17 protein-coding genes and 2 tRNA genes are annotated in these 15,529 nt (G+C 64.1%); 7 read left to right on the top strand and 12 right to left on the bottom strand.

Annotated features, from left to right (window positions below):
* Nucleotides 1-13: 13 nt before the first annotated feature.
* From yihA to LZ496_RS03290, 7 genes are all read right to left on the bottom strand, one after another.
* Complete coding sequence (gene yihA, locus LZ496_RS03320; protein WP_249903163.1) at nucleotides 14-655, bottom strand: ribosome biogenesis GTP-binding protein YihA/YsxC; 642 nt, start codon at nucleotides 653-655, stop codon at nucleotides 14-16.
* 91 nt (nucleotides 656-746) lie between these two features.
* Nucleotides 747-2,465, bottom strand: coding sequence for a membrane protein insertase YidC (gene yidC / locus LZ496_RS03315; RefSeq protein WP_249903162.1), 1,719 nt, complete (start codon nucleotides 2,463-2,465; stop codon nucleotides 747-749).
* A 30-nt stretch (nucleotides 2,466-2,495) separates the two neighbouring features.
* Nucleotides 2,496-2,708 (bottom strand): membrane protein insertion efficiency factor YidD, encoded by a 213-nt coding sequence (gene yidD, locus LZ496_RS03310; RefSeq protein WP_249903852.1) that lies wholly within the window; start codon nucleotides 2,706-2,708, stop codon nucleotides 2,496-2,498.
* A 79-nt stretch (nucleotides 2,709-2,787) separates the two neighbouring features.
* On the bottom strand, nucleotides 2,788-3,105 hold the full coding sequence (gene rnpA / locus LZ496_RS03305; protein WP_366516699.1) for a ribonuclease P protein component: 318 nt from the start codon (nucleotides 3,103-3,105) through the stop codon (nucleotides 2,788-2,790).
* Nucleotides 3,106-3,110: 5 nt separating this feature from the next.
* Complete coding sequence (rpmH, locus tag LZ496_RS03300) at nucleotides 3,111-3,245, bottom strand: 50S ribosomal protein L34 (RefSeq protein WP_037504084.1); 135 nt, start codon at nucleotides 3,243-3,245, stop codon at nucleotides 3,111-3,113.
* 84 nt (nucleotides 3,246-3,329) lie between these two features.
* Nucleotides 3,330-3,746, bottom strand: a complete 417-nt coding sequence (locus LZ496_RS03295; RefSeq protein WP_249903160.1) for a hypothetical protein — start codon at nucleotides 3,744-3,746, stop codon at nucleotides 3,330-3,332.
* A 67-nt stretch (nucleotides 3,747-3,813) separates the two neighbouring features.
* Nucleotides 3,814-4,977, bottom strand: a complete 1,164-nt coding sequence (locus LZ496_RS03290; RefSeq protein ID WP_249903159.1) for an alpha-hydroxy acid oxidase — start codon at nucleotides 4,975-4,977, stop codon at nucleotides 3,814-3,816.
* A 101-nt stretch (nucleotides 4,978-5,078) separates the two neighbouring features.
* On the opposite strand from LZ496_RS03290, the gene LZ496_RS03285 reads away from it, so the two are divergent.
* From LZ496_RS03285 to LZ496_RS03270, 4 genes are all read left to right on the top strand, one after another.
* A complete protein-coding gene (locus LZ496_RS03285; RefSeq protein WP_249903158.1) occupies nucleotides 5,079-6,587 on the top strand; it encodes a YifB family Mg chelatase-like AAA ATPase in 1,509 nt (502 codons plus the stop codon).
* A gap of 42 nt (nucleotides 6,588-6,629) precedes the next feature.
* A tRNA-Leu gene (locus LZ496_RS03280) sits at nucleotides 6,630-6,715 on the top strand.
* A gap of 193 nt (nucleotides 6,716-6,908) precedes the next feature.
* Nucleotides 6,909-8,066, top strand: a complete 1,158-nt coding sequence (locus tag LZ496_RS03275) for an AI-2E family transporter (RefSeq protein WP_436286449.1) — start codon at nucleotides 6,909-6,911, stop codon at nucleotides 8,064-8,066.
* Between the two features lie 67 nt (nucleotides 8,067-8,133).
* Nucleotides 8,134-8,210 (top strand) — tRNA-Asp (locus LZ496_RS03270).
* 51 nt (nucleotides 8,211-8,261) lie between these two features.
* On the opposite strand, the gene LZ496_RS03265 is transcribed toward LZ496_RS03270, so the two are convergent.
* From LZ496_RS03265 to LZ496_RS03245, 5 genes are all read right to left on the bottom strand, one after another.
* Nucleotides 8,262-9,332, bottom strand: coding sequence for a cell wall hydrolase (locus tag LZ496_RS03265; RefSeq protein WP_249903157.1), 1,071 nt, complete (start codon nucleotides 9,330-9,332; stop codon nucleotides 8,262-8,264).
* Between the two features lie 84 nt (nucleotides 9,333-9,416).
* The gene (locus tag LZ496_RS03260; protein ID WP_249903156.1) at nucleotides 9,417-9,635 is read right to left on the bottom strand and encodes a DUF2842 domain-containing protein; all 219 of its coding nucleotides are present in this window, start codon (nucleotides 9,633-9,635) and stop codon (nucleotides 9,417-9,419) included.
* A gap of 135 nt (nucleotides 9,636-9,770) precedes the next feature.
* Nucleotides 9,771-10,361 carry a 5-formyltetrahydrofolate cyclo-ligase gene (locus LZ496_RS03255; RefSeq protein ID WP_249903155.1) on the bottom strand — a complete coding sequence of 197 codons (591 nt, stop codon included), beginning with the start codon at nucleotides 10,359-10,361 and terminating at the stop codon, nucleotides 9,771-9,773.
* A 168-nt stretch (nucleotides 10,362-10,529) separates the two neighbouring features.
* Nucleotides 10,530-10,844 carry a cell division protein ZapA gene (locus tag LZ496_RS03250; RefSeq protein ID WP_249903154.1) on the bottom strand — a complete coding sequence of 105 codons (315 nt, stop codon included), beginning with the start codon at nucleotides 10,842-10,844 and terminating at the stop codon, nucleotides 10,530-10,532.
* Nucleotides 10,844-11,017, bottom strand: coding sequence for a hypothetical protein (locus tag LZ496_RS03245; RefSeq protein WP_249903153.1), 174 nt, complete (start codon nucleotides 11,015-11,017; stop codon nucleotides 10,844-10,846). Before LZ496_RS03245 ends, LZ496_RS03250 begins: the two co-directional genes overlap by 1 nt.
* 145 nt (nucleotides 11,018-11,162) lie before the next feature.
* Here LZ496_RS03245 and tkt point away from each other — a divergent pair, with 145 nt between their 5' ends.
* The 3 genes from tkt (at nucleotide 11,163) to LZ496_RS03230 (ending at nucleotide 15,460) form a co-directional block, all read left to right on the top strand.
* Nucleotides 11,163-13,148, top strand: coding sequence for a transketolase (gene tkt / locus LZ496_RS03240; RefSeq protein ID WP_249903152.1), 1,986 nt, complete (start codon nucleotides 11,163-11,165; stop codon nucleotides 13,146-13,148).
* Nucleotides 13,145-14,152: a type I glyceraldehyde-3-phosphate dehydrogenase gene (gap, locus tag LZ496_RS03235; RefSeq protein ID WP_249903151.1), complete on the top strand. Its 1,008-nt coding sequence runs from the start codon at nucleotides 13,145-13,147 to the stop codon at nucleotides 14,150-14,152. Before tkt ends, gap begins: the two co-directional genes overlap by 4 nt.
* Nucleotides 14,153-14,254: 102 nt before the next feature.
* The gene (locus tag LZ496_RS03230; RefSeq protein WP_249903150.1) at nucleotides 14,255-15,460 is read left to right on the top strand and encodes a phosphoglycerate kinase; all 1,206 of its coding nucleotides are present in this window, start codon (nucleotides 14,255-14,257) and stop codon (nucleotides 15,458-15,460) included.
* Nucleotides 15,461-15,529: the final 69 nt, after the last annotated feature.

Here is a 15,529-nt window from a genome sequence, read left to right as displayed (position 1 = left end):
GATGACGGTGCAACTAGGTTAGCACAGCCTCCAGTACCGCTGTCCTTAACTCGGCGATGCCCGCGCCGGTTTCGCTGGATGTCGGCAGGATGAGCGGGTGGGCGGCCGGATGCTTCGCCGCCTCGATCCGAATAGCTTCGATGGTCTTCGCCAATTCCGTCGGCTTTATCTTGTCCGCCTTGGTCAGGACGAGGTGGTAGCTGACCGCCGCATCGTCGAGCATCTTCATCACGTCGCGATCGACATCCTTGAGACCGTGGCGCGAATCGACCAGCACCAGCGCCCGCTTCAGGACCGCCCGGCCGCGCAGATAGTCGTTGATCAGGAAGCGCCAGCGCTTGACCATGTCCCTGGGTGCTTCGGCAAAGCCATAGCCGGGCATGTCGACGAGGCGGAAAACCAGCGGCTGGCCGACATCGAAATAGTTGAGTTCCTGCGTCCGGCCCGGCGTGTTCGAGGCGCGCGCCAGCTTGTTGCGGTTGGTGAGCGCGTTGATGAGCGAGCTTTTGCCGACGTTGGATCGGCCCGCGAAGGCAATTTCCGGCGCGGTCGGATCCGGCAGGTGCTCAAGCTTCGGGGCCGACTTCAGGAAGTCGATCGGCCCCGCGAAAAGCTTGCGAGCGCGCTCGGCGATGTCTTCGGCTGATTCTGACATATCGGTTGTCATTGCGAGGAGCGCAGCGACGAAGCAATCCAGGAATGCACCACTGGATTGCTTCGCTCCGCTCGCAATGACGAAGAACGGATCACGTCTTCACCGGATGCGTGTCGGACAGGTGCATGTCGTAGCGCTTGTAGAGCCAGGTCTGCTGCGCGATCGTGAGGAGGTTCGAAACCACCCAGTAGAGCTGAAGGCCCGCGGCGAAGGGCGCCATCACGAACATCAGGATCCACGGCATGAAGCTGAAGATCTGCTGCTGGACGGGGTCCATCTGCTGCGGATTGAGCTTGAACTGGATCCACATGGTGATGCCGAGCAGGATCGGAAGCACGCCGATCGCGAGGAAGCCCGGCGGTGTGAACGGCAGCAGGCCGAACAGGTTGACCGGAGTCAACGGATCGGGCGCCGAGAGGTCCTTGATCCACAGGTAGAAGGGCTGGTGGCGCATTTCGACGCTGACCATCAGCACCTTGTAGAGCGCGTAGAAGATCGGGATCTGGAGGAGGATCGGAAGACAGCCGGCAGCCGGATTGATCTTCTCTTCCTGGTACAGCTTCAGCATCTCCTGCTGCAGCTTCGGCTTGTCGTCCTTGTAGCGTTCCTGGAGCGCCTTCATCTTCGGCTGGACCTTGCGCATCCCGGCCATCGACTTGAATTGCTTGTCGGCGATCGGGAACAGGATCAGGCGAACGATGAAGGTCAGGCTGATGATCGCCAGGCCGAAGTTGCCGAGCACGCTGAACAGCCAGGTGAGCAGGTTGAAGATCGGCCGCATGAACCATTCGAACCAACCCCAGTCGATCGACTTGGAAAGCTTGGTGATGCCTTCATTCTCGTAGCGGTCGAGAAACTTCTTTTCCTTGGCGCCGGCGAACAGGCGGGCTTCGCTGGTTACAGCCTGGCCCGGGGCCGCGACGAACTGCGATCCGGCGAAATCGGCCTGGTAGGCGCCGCTTTCGCTCTTGCGGAAGCTGGCTTCGACCGGTGCGCCATCGGCGGGGATAAGCGCAGTCAGCCAATATTTATCGGTGAAGCCGAGCCAACCGCCGCGACTGTCACGCGTAACGCCGGCCTTGTTCTCGTCGAGCGTATCCCAATCGACGCTATAGTCGGCTTTGTCCGCGAGGAAGCTCATCGGTCCGACGTGATTGGTCCAGGTCGAGGGGTCGGGGCTCTTCGCCGAGCGGCTGGCAAGACCGTAGGTGCGAAGGCCAACTGCATTGCTGCCGCCGTTCACGACGCGCTGCTTGACAGTGAACATATAGCCATCGTCGACCGACAGGATGAGTTCGAAGCGCTGGCCGGTCGGGTTGGACCAGCTAAGCGTCACCGGCTGCCCGGGAACGAGCGTCGGAGCGCTGGCCGTCCAGAGGCTGTTGGCGTCAGGAACCGCGACGCCCTGACCGCTCCAACCGAACTGGGCGAAATAGCTGTCCTTGGCACGTGCCGGCGACAGGAGGCGAACCGGCGGCGAATCCTTCTTGATGGTCTCGCGCTGGGTAACGAGGTCGAGATCGTCGAATCGCGCGCCTTTGAGGTTGATCGAACCGGTGAGCTGCGGCGTTTCGATCTTCAGCCGAGGCGTTTCGCCGAGCACCAGCTCGCGCGGTCGCAAAGGCTCCGGGCCTCCCTTGGGCGAGCCGGCTTCAGTCACGGGAGCCGGCGTGGGCTGGACCTTGCCGTTCTCGACCTTGTGCGTTTGCGGCGGAGGGGTCGGGAAGAATTTGTCGGACAAAAGGCTCCAGCCGATCAGCACGAACGCGCTCAGCACGATGGCCAGGAGCATATTGCGATTATCGTTCACAAAATTGTCCTTGAAAAATGCAGTTGTTACTTAGGGGACGGGATCAAGACCCTGTCCGCCCCAGGGGTGGCAACGGAAGATTCGTTTAAGGGCGAGCCAGCCGCCCTTCAGCGCCCCATAGCGCCCAAGTGCGGTGATCGCATAGGCCGAGCAGCTCGGCTGGAACCGGCAGCTTGGCGGAAGGACCTTGCTTGGCCCCTTCTGCCAGCCACGGGTGAGCAGAATGAGGATCTTGGCTAACATGTCGTCATTGCGAGCAAGGCGAAGCAATCCAGTCTGGATCGCTTCGTCGCTGCGCTCCTCGCGATGACGAAAACGGGAATCATTGCTGCACCTTCTTCAGCGCCCGCTTCAGCTCCGCGGCCAGGCTCGCATAGTCGCGTTCCACGCCGCCGGCCCGTCCGATCAGCACATGATCCGCGCCGGCAATTCCAAGATCCGGAAGGGTTTCGCGGGCGAGGGCCCGGAAACGGCGCTTCATGCGGTTGCGAACCACGGCATTGCCGATCTTCTTGGTCACGGTAATGCCGATGCGCATCGTCGGATCGTCGTCGCCGCGCGGGCGGACGAGAAGGACGAAGCCGGGCATGGGGGCGCGCTTGCCGCGGTTGGCGGCGAGGAAGTCCGAGCGCTTCTGGATTGTAACTAGGCGCTGAGCTTCTTGCGGCCGCGTGCGCGGCGCGCGTTCAGCACCTTGCGGCCGCCGACCGTCGCCATGCGGCTGCGGAACCCGTGCCGCCGCTTGCGGACCAGATTGCTCGGCTGGAAAGTGCGCTTCATCGCTCATGCCTTCAAAATCGAATGAAAAAGGGCCGCCGAAGCGGCCGTTGTTGGAGGCGCCGATACTGGGCAAGGGCAGCAAAGTCAACGCCGCAAAGGCTCTTCGGGATCGCCGGGCATTTCCGGCTGAGTGACTGGTGGGCCGGGGATCCTGGACTCGATCGGCCCTTCATTTCGTTCGTCCTCGGGCGGCGGGCAGCCGATTTCATCCCGTTCCTTGCGGATCGCTTCGCGGCGCTTGGCACTGTCTCGGCGCAGGCCCCAGTCGGTCCAGCGCCCGGCCTTCGGCTGCCAGCGCTTGAAGTGGACGTAGCGGCGCTTGGCCCACATGCTGGTCCGAAGAACCATCGCCAGGCCGATGGCGAACACGAATATGCCGCCGGGTCCCGGAACCACGCCGGCCAGCGGGGACAGGACCATCAGAACGATGCCCAGGATGAGAATCGACCATTCGACCACCGGATGGTCGAAGAACTGACGCCACTGTTCCCTCTTCCACATTCCGGGGCATGTGGGCTTCGGTATGCGGCCCGACAAGGGTTGCAGCCGAAAGCCGACCGACTGAATTCTACCGCCTACTGCCCCGGCTTCGGACGTGCCGGGCCCGGATTCCGGAAATATCGTTGATGCCGGCGAGGATCATCGTCCGCTCAAGCTCTTCGAGCAGGAGGGAGAGTGCACGGTCGACTCCGGCTTCACCGCCCGCGGCGAGGCCGTAGAGATAGGGCCGGCCGATGGAGCAGGCCGTCGCGCCCAGAGCGAGCGCCTTCACCACATCGGCGCCGCGCCGGACGCCGCCGTCGCAGATGACGTCGGGGCCGTCGCCTAAAACGTCGCGGATGGCCGCGACCTGATCGATGGGAGCCGGAGCGCTGTCGAGCTGCCTCCCGCCGTGGTTGGAGATCATGACGCCCGTCGCGCCGGACGCGATCGCGTGCTTCGCGTCCTCAGGCGTCATCACGCCCTTGATGGCGAGCGGGCCGCCCCATTCGGAGGCGAGCCACTCCACGTCGCGCCAGGTAAGGCTGCGATCGAATTGCCCGCCGATATAATCGAACAGGCTCATCGGGCCCGATGCCAGCGCGTCGACCTTATGACTGACATTGGCGAAGTCGAATTTGGAACCGGTGAGCGCGGGCAGGGACCAGCCGGGATGAAGCGCGAAACTCATGAAGGATTTGAGGGTCAGGCGGGGCGGGAGCGAGAGGCCGTTGACCCGGTCGCGCTCGCGATTGCCGGCGACCGGGGTGTCGACGGTGAGCGCGAGGCCGTGGAAACCCGATTCCTTGCAGCGGGCGACGAACTCGGCGGTAAGGCCGCGATCCTTGAACACATAGATCTGGAACACCTTGGGCCCGGCAAATTCCTTCGCCAGCTCCTCGATCCGCGTCGTGCCGAGGGTCGAAAGGCCGTAGAGCAGCCCGTGCCTTGCCGCGGCGCGGGCGACCGCCAGTTCGGCATCGGGGTGGAACATGCGGTTGAGGCCGGTCGGCGACAACATCAGCGGCCAGCGCACCTCCTGGCCGAACAGGCGGGTTTCTGTACGGATGTTCGAGACGTCGGTCAGAACGTCGGGGATCAACTCATAATCCGCGAATGCAGATGAATTTCGCCGGAGGGTGAGCTCATCGTCAGCGCCGCCGTCGATATAGTCGAAGATCGGGCGCGGTAGGCGCCGGCGGGCGAGGGCGCGCAGATCGGCGATGTTGTTGGCGCGCGCGAGTGCTTTCATCGGCCGGACGATGCATCGCTTGGCGATGAGGCGCCAGCGCTTTGATCACGAGCAGATCTTGATAGCGGGCGCCGAGCTTCGCTGCTTCGTCGTCGGCGACAATGACAGCAACCGTTTCCACCGTCGCCTATCTGGGGCTCGAGGCGAGGGCCGTCGAAGTGCAGGTGCAGCTGTCCGCCGGGCTGCCCGCGTTCGTCATCGTCGGCCTCCCCGACAAGGCGGTGGCCGAGAGCCGTGAACGGGTGAGGGCGGCTCTGAGTTCGATCGGCCTCGCGCTTCCGCCCAAGCGGATCACCGTCAACCTGTCGCCGGCGGATCTCCCCAAGGAGGGCTCTCATTACGACCTGCCGATCGCGCTTTGCCTGCTGGCCGCGATCGGGGCGACCGACGCCGAGAGCCTTTCGCACTATGTCGCGGTTGGGGAGCTGAGCCTCGACGGGCGGATCGCGGCGTCGCCGGGCGTCTTGCTGGCCGCGATCCATGCGAGCTCGCGGGAAATGGGGCTGATCTGCCCGGCTTCCCAAGGGAGCGAGGCAGCGTGGGCGGGGCGGATCGAGGTGCTGGCGGCGCCGGACTTGCTGGCGCTGCTGTCCCACTTCAAGGGGCGGCAGTTGCTGCCCGCGCCGGAGCCTGGGGAGGCAGAGCCGCTCGCTTCGGGACCGGACTTCAAGCAGGTCAAGGGACAGGAGGTCGCCAAGCGGGCGCTGGAGATCGCGGCGGCGGGTGGGCACAATCTGCTGATGAGCGGACCTCCGGGGGCGGGAAAGTCGCTGCTGGCGGCCTGCTTGCCGGGGATATTGCCGCCGCTGGAGCCGGCAGAGGCGCTGGAAGTGTCGATGGTCGCCAGCGTTGCGGGCGAACTGGAAGGCGGGCGGCTGCGGCGGCGGCGGCCGTTCCGCGCTCCGCATCATAGCGCGTCAATGCCCGCGCTCGTCGGCGGCGGGCTGAAGGTCCGGCCGGGCGAGATCAGCCTGGCGCATCTTGGCGTGTTGTTCCTGGACGAACTGCCGGAGTTCCAGCGGCCGGTGCTCGATTCGCTTCGCCAGCCGCTGGAAACGGGCACGGTCAGCGTCGCGCGGGCCAACATGCACGTCACATTCCCGGCGCGCGTGCAGATGGTGGCGGCGATGAATCCCTGTCGTTGCGGGCATCTTGGTGATCCGGCGCTGGCCTGCGCAAGGGCGCCGCGATGCGCCGCCGACTATCAGGCGCGGGTGTCGGGGCCGTTGCTCGACCGGATCGATTTGCATGTCGAGGTTCAGGGAGTGAGCGCGGCCGACCTCACCCTGCCGCCGCCGGCCGAGGGGAGCGCAGAGGTCGCGAGACGGGTAGCGGCGGCTCGGGCTGTTCAGACCCGGCGCTACGAGGGGCGCGGGGTGCGGACTAACGCCGAGGCGGACGGCGAACTGCTCGACGATGTGGCGACGCCTGACGAAGCGGGCAGGAAGCTGCTGGCCGCAGCCGCATCGGCAATGCGCCTGTCCGCTCGAGGATTTCACCGGGTCATGCGGGTGGCGAGGACGATCGCGGATCTTTCCGGATCGGACGAGGTGGGCCGCATCCACGTCGCCGAAGCGCTCAGCTATCGGAGACAGGCACCGAGGAACTAATTGCCAGCGACCAAAGGCTTCGCTAGCAGGCTCCAGCCTCGGGCCCCCGTGGCGGAATTGGTAGACGCGCTCGACTCAAAATCGAGTTCCCAAAAGGAGTGTCCGTTCGACCCGGACCGGGGGCACCAGCCACACGCACAGCCAGTCCGGGGGACTGGCGAGCATGTGGCTCGACGCAGGCAATCCGGAAGATTGCCGAGCAGCGCGATCGCGCAAAGCGCGGCACAGGCTCGCTCGCTTGTTGCGCCACCGCAACGCTGCGACCCTTTCGCTTCAGTCCCATCTGGCTTGCCGGCAAACCTTGGTTAAGATGCCGGATTAATGGATGCGCGCACAGAAAAGCCCGGCGATTCGCACGCCCATGACATGGAGGCGCTGCAGGTAAAGCGCGTCCGCCTGCTGGCGTCGCTGACCTTGATGGCCGGCGTAGGGCTGATCATCTCGCTTCCGTTCGCGCTAAGATATGGGGCGGAATTCTTCCTTCCGGTCACCGCCGCGCTGGTGGTTGCGATCGCGCTGGTGCCGATGCTGGAATGGTTCGAGCGGCGCGGAGTGCCGGCAAAGCTTGCGGCCTTGCTGTGCGTGCTAGTGTTCCTGGCGATTGCGATCTTCGCGGTGGCGGCGATCGTCATCCCGGCGATCGACTGGGTGGTGCTGATCCCGCAGCGGATCGACCGGGTAACCCAGGCATTGGCGCCGCTGATCGACCTTTATTCCAACCTCGAGAAATTCATCGACAAGACGGCTGCGCGAATCTCGATCGAGGCAAGCCAGGCAAGGACCGTCCGGGTCGAGACGCCCAATTCGATGCTTGGTATCATCACGGCCTCGGCGCCGCACGCGGCGGTGCAGCTCTTCTTCGCGCTGCTGGTGATCTATTTCTTCCTTGCCGGGTGGACGGGGATGCGGAAGCGCACGATCGTTAGTCGCGGGAGCTTCGAAGGCGCGCTGACCACCGCACGCGTCATCCAGCAGACCGTCGATGCGACGTCGACCTACATCGCGACCATCACCATCATCAACGTCTGCCTGGGCGGCCTCACCGCCGCGATCCTTTGGGCGATGGGGATGGATTCGCCGGTAATGTGGGGCGGCATCGTCGCGGTGCTCAACTATATTCCCTACCTAGGTCCCATCGTCGCCGCGCTGCTGCTCGCGCTGGGCGGCCTGATGACCTTCTCCGATCCCTGGGCGGCGATGCTTCCGCCGCTGGTGTTCATCGGCCTCCACATGATCGAGGCGAACGTCATCACGCCGCTGGTGGTGGGCAAAAGGCTGACCATCAATCCGCTGCTGATCCTGGTCTCCCTGTCTTTCTGGGCCTGGGTCTGGGGCACTACGGGCGCGCTTCTGGCCGTGCCGCTGCTGATCATCTTCAAGACGGTGTTCGCCGCGGCCGGGACGCCCGACATCGCCGGTTTCCTGTTCGAGGACGGGACGCTGACCCATGTCGGCGAGGATGAAGAAAAGGACGGCTGAAAAAACACGGCCGATGCGTGTTGACAGGGTAGGGCGGCTCTCCTAGTTGCCCCGCCACAGCCAAAGCGCGGGTGTAGCTCAGTTGGTTAGAGCGCCGGCCTGTCACGCCGGAGGTCGCGGGTTCGAGCCCCGTCACTCGCGCCATTCCATTCATGTGGAAAAACAAAAGGCCCGCTTTCACGCGGGCCTTTTTGCTTATTGGGCCGAGGCGGTCTCGACCGGCTTCGGCTCTTCCTTGGCTGCGCCAAAGGCCGGCTCGTCGCTGGAACCGCCATCGAGGGCGTTGCGAAGATTCTGCGAAGCAGCGACGCGTTCCACGTAGGGGGTCACCTTGACCTTTTCGACCACTTCGCGCGCTTCCGGCGTGAATAGCAGGCGGACGCGGCCGTCCTTGCCGTGAATGACCTTGGCGCCGGCATCCTCGAGCTTTTCGACGGTCGCCTCGGCGGTTGCCACCGGAGCGGCCTTCACGCGCGGCGCGCTGAGCGCGGCCATGCGGAGCGCGGCAGGATTGCCTTCAATTCCCGACCAGCGATCGGCGAACGAGGCAGGACGGCCCCAATTGCCCGACCAGCGGTAGAAGATGTGCGCGCCCTCGACGTCGGTCTTGACCAGGCTGGAAGCCCAGTAAGGAACGACATAGTTGGCGTGATAGTGGGTGGCATAGCCGACGGGAGCATGGACGCGGCCGTTCAGAGCCTCTTCCGCCAGCTTGCGGGCGCGATTCCACAGCGCCGGCATCGGCGCGTAAGCCATCGATCCGTCGCAAGTGAAGGTAAACTGGCAGCCGGTGTTGCGCGTCGATCCTTCGTAGACGACGCCGCACACGCTGTTCGGGAAAGCCGGGTGGCGGACGCGGTTCAGGACGACCTGAGCAACGGCGCGTTGGCCGTCGGTCGGTTCCTGCGCCGCTTCATAATAGATGGCGCTGGTGAGGCATTCGAGCGCGCGGGCGCGCGTCTCGGCCGAAGCCTTGCCGAAGAGGAATGGGCTTGCGGCCGGATTTGGACCGCCGGCAACCGGGATTCCCGCGTTTACTTGCAGCGCAGTCTCCGGAGCGAGATCGCGAATCTGGGACGGAAGCAATTCCGGCGGTGCAGCAACCGCGACCGGTTCAGCCTGCTTGGCGAACTCGGGCAGCAACGGCATCGCATCGCCCGTCCCGGCAACAACGAGGCCGATCGCGCCGAGGATAGCCGCAGCAACACTCTCGCGCGGATGCGTGCGCCAAGGCCTCAAGGGCTGGAAGGTAGTCACATGCTGCATAAGCGAAGAGGTGAATTGGTGGCCCAATACAGCATTTTCAATGAACCGTCGACGAACGGTGCGTTTCGGGGCGCGAACTGACGATTATTGGCGGAACCGGCCGGTTTCCATCCATCTCAGCAGCGGTTTGAGCGGCAGAATCCAGGCGATTCCGGCAATCAGGTAGAAGATCGCCTGGACCAGGATCGGCCATTGGCTGACTGCATTAGACAGCGAAACGATCAGCACGGCCCAGATGGCGATTAGCGCTAGGATCGCGAATATTCCGGCGGGCTTGCGCCATGAGGGCTGGGGCGGGGTCATTTGGTCAGTCCTAGAACATATCGTCATGCCAGCGAAGGCTGGCATCCAAGTCGCGGGGCTCACGCCTACAGTTGAATTGTCTCGATGACATGGGCCCCAGCCTTCGCTGGGGCGACGGAATAGGGGGATCAGGGGCTACCTGAACATCTCCAGCCCGTCCGGCGAAGCAAACCCGTCCAATGGCACGTCCCAAGGCTCTGCCGGAATCGTCTCATCCAGCTTCTGCACCCGCCAGCCCACGCCGATCAGCAACGCGCCATGTTCGCGCAGCTTGGCGAGGACGCGGTCGTAATGGCCTTTTCCCTGGCCAAGACGGGTTCCGTGTCCGTCGATGGCGACGAGAGGGACCAGCACCAGATCCGGAAACACTTCGGGAGAATCGAGCAAGGGCTGGAAGCAGGACCATGGCCCCGGCTCTTCCGGTTCGCCTGCCAGGAATTTGAACTGGCTCTGATGATCGCTGAAGGCCGGATAGGCGAGGATGGTGCCGCGATGTGTCGCCGCCTCCATCGCGGGAAGCGGGCTGATCTCGTTCGGCATCGGGCAATAACCGCCGGTGATTCGAGATTTGACCAGCGCTGGTCCAAGCACTTCCGCGAGGCGGCTTTCGAGATTGTCGCGCTCTCCCTCTGCAAGCGATTCGACGAAGGCGCGGCGGCGCTGGCGAGCCAGGCGCCGGAGCGAGACCTTGTCGGCCGGCAAGGAAGGATGTGACGGGACCACCATGGCCGTTTGCCCTAAAATCCTCTGACGCCAAAACGTCAGGTGGGCGCCGTGTGCTTCGGACCCCTTGGTAACCCAATTGGCCCGGGCAGGGACAGCTCCCTTTCGGATCGATATCGCCTCAGGGATTTTCGTTAAAGCTCGTACGAGGCAGTACCCGTCGGGTCCTATTTAGGGCTCGACACCGTTTTGCTCAAGACGGTCGGCCAAGGATTCGAGCCGCTGAGCGAGAAGTTGCGTCCGCTCGACCAGCTCCGGATCGGGGCCGGTCGGTATTTCAACCTCCCGTCCATCGACCAGCTGGTCGGCAAGCAGCAGTGCCGCGAACAGCAATTGTCGCGATTCGGACAGGGTTCCGAGGCCTGCCAGCGCCTCCCGGCTCTTGGCGTCGACCAGTGCGCCGGCAGCGCGCAGCGTGTCTTCCTCGCCATTGCGGCACGCGACCTTGTAGGGACGGCCGGCGATGGTGAGCTCGACCTCCGCCATTAGCGGCCCGCTTCCTTGATGATCGAATCCAGTTCCGCGATCGCGCTTGCGACATTGGCGCGAAGCTTGTCGTCGCGGCCATCATGCATCGCGCCGCGTTCAATGGCTCGCTCGATGCGCAACAAGGCGCGCTCGGCACGATCCATGGCTTCTTCCAATGGCCTACTGCTCATGGTTCACAAGGCGTAGCAGAATGAATGCAGTCCGCAAGGCGGCTCAGAATCCGTCCCAAGGTTGACGCCACGCACTCTCCCGACAATAGGCACCAAACCATCGGCCAGCCCATTATTTCCATCCCGGCCGACCCATGGAGATTCAATGGCTACCCAACGCCGACTCGCCAATGCCATTCGCGCCCTGGCGATGGATGCAGTCGAAGCCGCCAACAGCGGTCACCCCGGCATGCCGATGGGCATGGCGGACGCCGCGACCGCGCTGTTCACCAAGCATCTGAAATATGATCCGGCCGATCCGCACTGGCCCGACCGTGACCGCTTCGTGCTGTCCGCCGGCCATGGATCGATGCTGATCTATGCGCTTCTTCATCTGACGGGCCATGCGCGCCCGACGATGGAAGAAATCCGCAATTTCCGGCAGCTTTCCAGCCCCTGTGCGGGCCATCCGGAAAACTTCATGCTTCCGGGCATCGAAACGACGACGGGGCCGCTGGGACAGGGCCTGGCCTCTGCTGTCGGAATGGCGATCGCGGAGCGGCATCTCAACGCCGTCTATGGCGATGAGCTTGTCGATCACCGCACCTATGTGGTTGCCGGCGACGGCTGCCTGATGGAGGGCATCAACCACGAAGCCGTCGGGCTTGCCGGGCATCTGAAGCTCGGGCGGCTGATCGTCCTGTGGGACGACAACAAGATCACCATCGACGGTTCTACCGACCTCAGCCGCAAGGAAGACGTGCTGGCACGCCATGAGGCGATGGGCTGGCACACCGTCGAATGCGACGGGATGGATTCGGCCAAGGTTTCCAAGGCGATCGACGAAGCAGTTGCCGATCCGCGTCCGTCGCTGATCCGCTGCAAGACCATCATCGGCTATGGCGCGCCCAACAAGCAGGGTACGGCCGCAACGCATGGTTCGCCCCTGGGAGCGGACGAAGTCGCAGCTGCCCGCAAGGAGTTGGGTTGGGACCTGCCGCCGTTCGAAATTCCCGCCGATGTCGCCAAGGCATGGCGCGAAGCCGGCACCCGCGGCAGCTCGGCTCGTTCGGAATGGCTTTCACGCCTCGAAGCCAGCGGAAGGGCGCAGGAGTTGCGCGACCAACTGGCCGGCAGGATCAGCGATAGCTGGCTGAAGCCCTACCTCGACGAGCTGGTCGCCAATCCGCCCAAGGTCGCGACCCGCAAGGCGTCGGAGATGGCGCTGGAAGCGATCAATTCGGCTTGCCCGTGGACGATCGGCGGTTCAGCGGACCTTACCGGATCGAACAACACCAAGACCAAGGCGCTGCAGCCGCTGACCGCGGAGAATTACGCGGGCCGTTACATCTATTACGGCATCCGCGAATTCGGCATGGCGGCGGCGATGAATGGAATGGCGCTGCATGGCGGCATCCTGCCCTATGGCGGCACCTTCCTGGTCTTCTCCGACTATAGCCGGCCGGCGATCCGCCTGGGGGCGCTGATGGGCGCCAAGGCGGTCCATGTCATGACCCATGACTCGATCGGCCTTGGCGAGGACGGACCGACCCACCAGCCGATCGAGCATCTGCAATCGCTGCGCGCGATGCCTGGGCTGCACGTCTATCGTCCGGCCGATGCGGTCGAGACGGCAGAGTGCTGGGCGGCGGCGCTGGCCAATGACGGTCCGAGCCTGCTTGCGCTGTCGCGCCAAAATCTGGCGCCGGTCCGCACCGAGCGATCCGACGAGAATTTGTCGGCTCGCGGTGGTTACCGCCTGAAATCGGCGAAGGCTGCGCGCAAGGTGATCCTGATCGCCACCGGTTCCGAAGTCGAAATCGCCATGGCGGTCGCGGCAAACCTTGAAGGCGAAGGCATCGGTGCCGACGTGGTTTCCATGCCTTGCACGGAGATGTTCGACCTCCAGCCCGATGCTTATCGCGAAGATATCCTGCCCGACGTTTCGAACCGCGAGGTCCTTCGCGTGTCGATCGAGGCGGGGACAACCTTCGGCTGGGAGCGCTACACCGGCCTCCACGGTCTTCGCATCGGCATCGACCGGTTCGGCGCGTCCGCGCCGGCCACCGACCTTTACGACCATTTCGGGATAACCGCGCCCAAGATCACCGAGCGCGTCCTCGCACATATCAAAGTTAGGGAAATTGCATGACCAAAGTCGCCATCAATGGTTTCGGCCGCATCGGCCGCCTCGTCGCCCGCGCCATCCTTGAGCGCAGCGATCACGACCTGGAACTGGTCGCGATCAACGACCTGGCCGACGCCAAGTCGAACGCCATGCTGTTCAAGCGCGACAGCGTCCATGGACCGTTCCCGGGCGAAGTGAGCTCGGACGGCGACGCGATGATCGTCAATGGAAAGCGGATCAAGGTCACCGCCGAACGCGATCCGGCCAAGCTTCCGCACGCCGAGCTGGGCGTCGACATCGCACTGGAATGCACCGGCTTCTTCACCGACCGCGAAGGCGGGCAGAAGCATCTCGACGCAGGCGCCAAGCGCGTCCTTATTTCGGCGCCGGCCAAGGGAGCTGACCTCACCGTCGTTTACGGCGTCAACCACGACAAGCTGACCGCCGAGCACACCATCGTGTCGAACGCCAGCTGCACCACCAACTGCCTGGCGCCAGTCGCGAAGGTGATGAACGACCTGGTCGGCATCGAGCGCGGGCTGATGACCACCATCCACGCCTACACCAATGACCAGAAGATCCTGGACCAGATCCACCCGGACATGCGCCGTGCGCGCGCCGCCGGCATGTCGATCATCCCGACCACCACCGGCGCTGCCCGCGCGGTCGGCGAGGTGCTGCCGGAGCTGAAGGGCAAGCTGGACGGCTCGGCGGTCCGCGTGCCCACGCCGAACGTCAGCCTGGTCGACCTGACCTTCACTCCTGGTCGCGACACGACCAAGGAAGAGGTCAATGCGGCGCTGAAGGCTGCTTCGGAGAATGGTCCGTTGAAGGGCATCCTGACCTACACTGACGAGCCGCTGGTCTCGATCGACCTCAACCACAATCCGTCGAGCTCGACCGTCGACAGCCTGGAGACAGCAGTGATCGAGGGCAAGCTGGTCCGCGTCGTCAGCTGGTACGACAATGAATGGGGCTTCTCGAACCGCATGGTCGACACGGCCGGCGCGATCGCGAAGCTGATCTAGTTCTTTCGCATGTCATGCCAGCGAAGGCTGGCATCCATGTCCGACTAGGCATTTGGGGTTCACCAGCATGGACCCCAGCCTTCGCTGGGGTGACGGAATAGTATGGCTCAGAACTTCAAGACCCTCGACGATCTGCCGGCCGATCTGACCGGCAAGCGCGTCCTCGTGCGCGTCGATCTGAACGTGCCGATGCAGGGTGGATCGGTGAGCGACGATACGCGGCTTCGCGCTGCCGTGCCGACGATCGCAGAGCTTAGCGACAAGGGCGCGATCGTGTTGCTGCTGTCGCATTTCGGCCGGCCCAAGGGCGCTGTTCGGCCGGACATGTCGACGGCATTGCTCGTGAAGCCGCTGGCGGAGCTGACGGGACGGTCGGTGCGCTTTGTTGAGGATTGCCAGGGCGAGGAAGCCGCGCGCGCTATTTCCATCATGCTTCCGGGATCGATCGGGATCCTTGAGAACACCCGCTTCCATTTGGGAGAAGAGAAGAACGATCCCGAGTTGGCGAAGGGAATGGCGGCGCTCGGCGACTATTATGTCAACGATGCCTTTTCCGTTTCGCACCGCGCCCATGCGTCGACCGAGGGCGTGGCGCATTTGCTGCCGTCCTTCGCCGGACGGTCGATGGAAGCGGAGCTCACTGCGCTTGAGAAGGCGCTGGGCAATCCCGAGCGGCCGGTCGCGACGGTTGTCGGCGGCGCAAAGGTTTCGACCAAGCTCGCCGTTCTCGGCAACCTGGTCGGCAAGGTCGATCATCTGATCATCGGCGGCGGCATGGCCAATACCTTCCTCGCCGCACGCGGAGTCGATGTCGGCAAGTCGCTGTGCGAGAAGGATCTCGTCGGAGAAGCGGAGAGCATCTTCGAGAGCGCCGATAAAGCCGGCTGCACCATCCATTTGCCGTACGACGTAGTAGTGGCGAAGGAATTCGCGCCCAATCCGCCCAGCCTTCGCACCGTCAACGTCCATGAAGTTGCGGCGGATGAGATGATCCTCGACGTCGGTCCAGCTGCGGTCGAGGCGCTCGCTGATGCGCTCAAGACATGCCGAACCCTGGTGTGGAACGGGCCGCTAGGTGCGTTCGAGACGCCGCCGTTCGACGAGGCAACGGTTGCGCTTGCGAAAACGGCAGCGGCGCTGACGCAGGATGGCAGCCTGGTCTCAGTCGCTGGTGGCGGCGATACCGTTGCCGCGCTCAATCATGCGAGCGTTGCGGCGGACTTTACCTTCGTTTCGACAGCTGGCGGCGCATTCCTGGAGTGGATGGAAGGGCGCGTACTGCCCGGCGTTGCCGCGCTCCAGCGCTAGCCGAGTTGCGAGTCTCGAACGCGGCGTCTAGAGCGCGCCGCATAGCTTTGAACCACCTCCTGCAGGGAA

The organism is Sphingomonas caseinilytica (assembly GCF_023516455.1).
Lineage (GTDB): Bacteria > Pseudomonadota > Alphaproteobacteria > Sphingomonadales > Sphingomonadaceae > Sphingomicrobium > Sphingomicrobium caseinilyticum.
The sequence above is the reverse complement of the archived record's forward strand: the minus strand, read 5'-3'. Positions and strand labels throughout refer to the sequence as shown.

Coding starts and splice junctions, on each gene's coding strand:
- yihA (WP_249903163.1), bottom strand. CDS start 655: ATGTCAGAATCAGCCGAAGACATCGCCGAGCGCGCTCGCAAGCTTTTC.
- yidD (WP_249903852.1), bottom strand. CDS start 2,708: ATGTTAGCCAAGATCCTCATTCTGCTCACCCGTGGCTGGCAGAAGGGG.
- rpmH (WP_037504084.1), bottom strand. CDS start 3,245: ATGAAGCGCACTTTCCAGCCGAGCAATCTGGTCCGCAAGCGGCGGCAC.
- LZ496_RS03295 (WP_249903160.1), bottom strand. CDS start 3,746: ATGTGGAAGAGGGAACAGTGGCGTCAGTTCTTCGACCATCCGGTGGTC.
- LZ496_RS03290 (WP_249903159.1), bottom strand. CDS start 4,977: ATGAAAGCACTCGCGCGCGCCAACAACATCGCCGATCTGCGCGCCCTC.
- LZ496_RS03285 (WP_249903158.1), top strand. CDS start 5,079: ATGACAGCAACCGTTTCCACCGTCGCCTATCTGGGGCTCGAGGCGAGG.
- LZ496_RS03275 (WP_436286449.1), top strand. CDS start 6,909: ATGGATGCGCGCACAGAAAAGCCCGGCGATTCGCACGCCCATGACATG.
- LZ496_RS03265 (WP_249903157.1), bottom strand. CDS start 9,332: ATGCAGCATGTGACTACCTTCCAGCCCTTGAGGCCTTGGCGCACGCAT.
- LZ496_RS03260 (WP_249903156.1), bottom strand. CDS start 9,635: ATGACCCCGCCCCAGCCCTCATGGCGCAAGCCCGCCGGAATATTCGCG.
- LZ496_RS03255 (WP_249903155.1), bottom strand. CDS start 10,361: ATGGTGGTCCCGTCACATCCTTCCTTGCCGGCCGACAAGGTCTCGCTC.
- LZ496_RS03250 (WP_249903154.1), bottom strand. CDS start 10,844: ATGGCGGAGGTCGAGCTCACCATCGCCGGCCGTCCCTACAAGGTCGCG.
- LZ496_RS03245 (WP_249903153.1), bottom strand. CDS start 11,017: ATGAGCAGTAGGCCATTGGAAGAAGCCATGGATCGTGCCGAGCGCGCC.
- tkt (WP_249903152.1), top strand. CDS start 11,163: ATGGCTACCCAACGCCGACTCGCCAATGCCATTCGCGCCCTGGCGATG.
- gap (WP_249903151.1), top strand. CDS start 13,145: ATGACCAAAGTCGCCATCAATGGTTTCGGCCGCATCGGCCGCCTCGTC.
- LZ496_RS03230 (WP_249903150.1), top strand. CDS start 14,255: ATGGCTCAGAACTTCAAGACCCTCGACGATCTGCCGGCCGATCTGACC.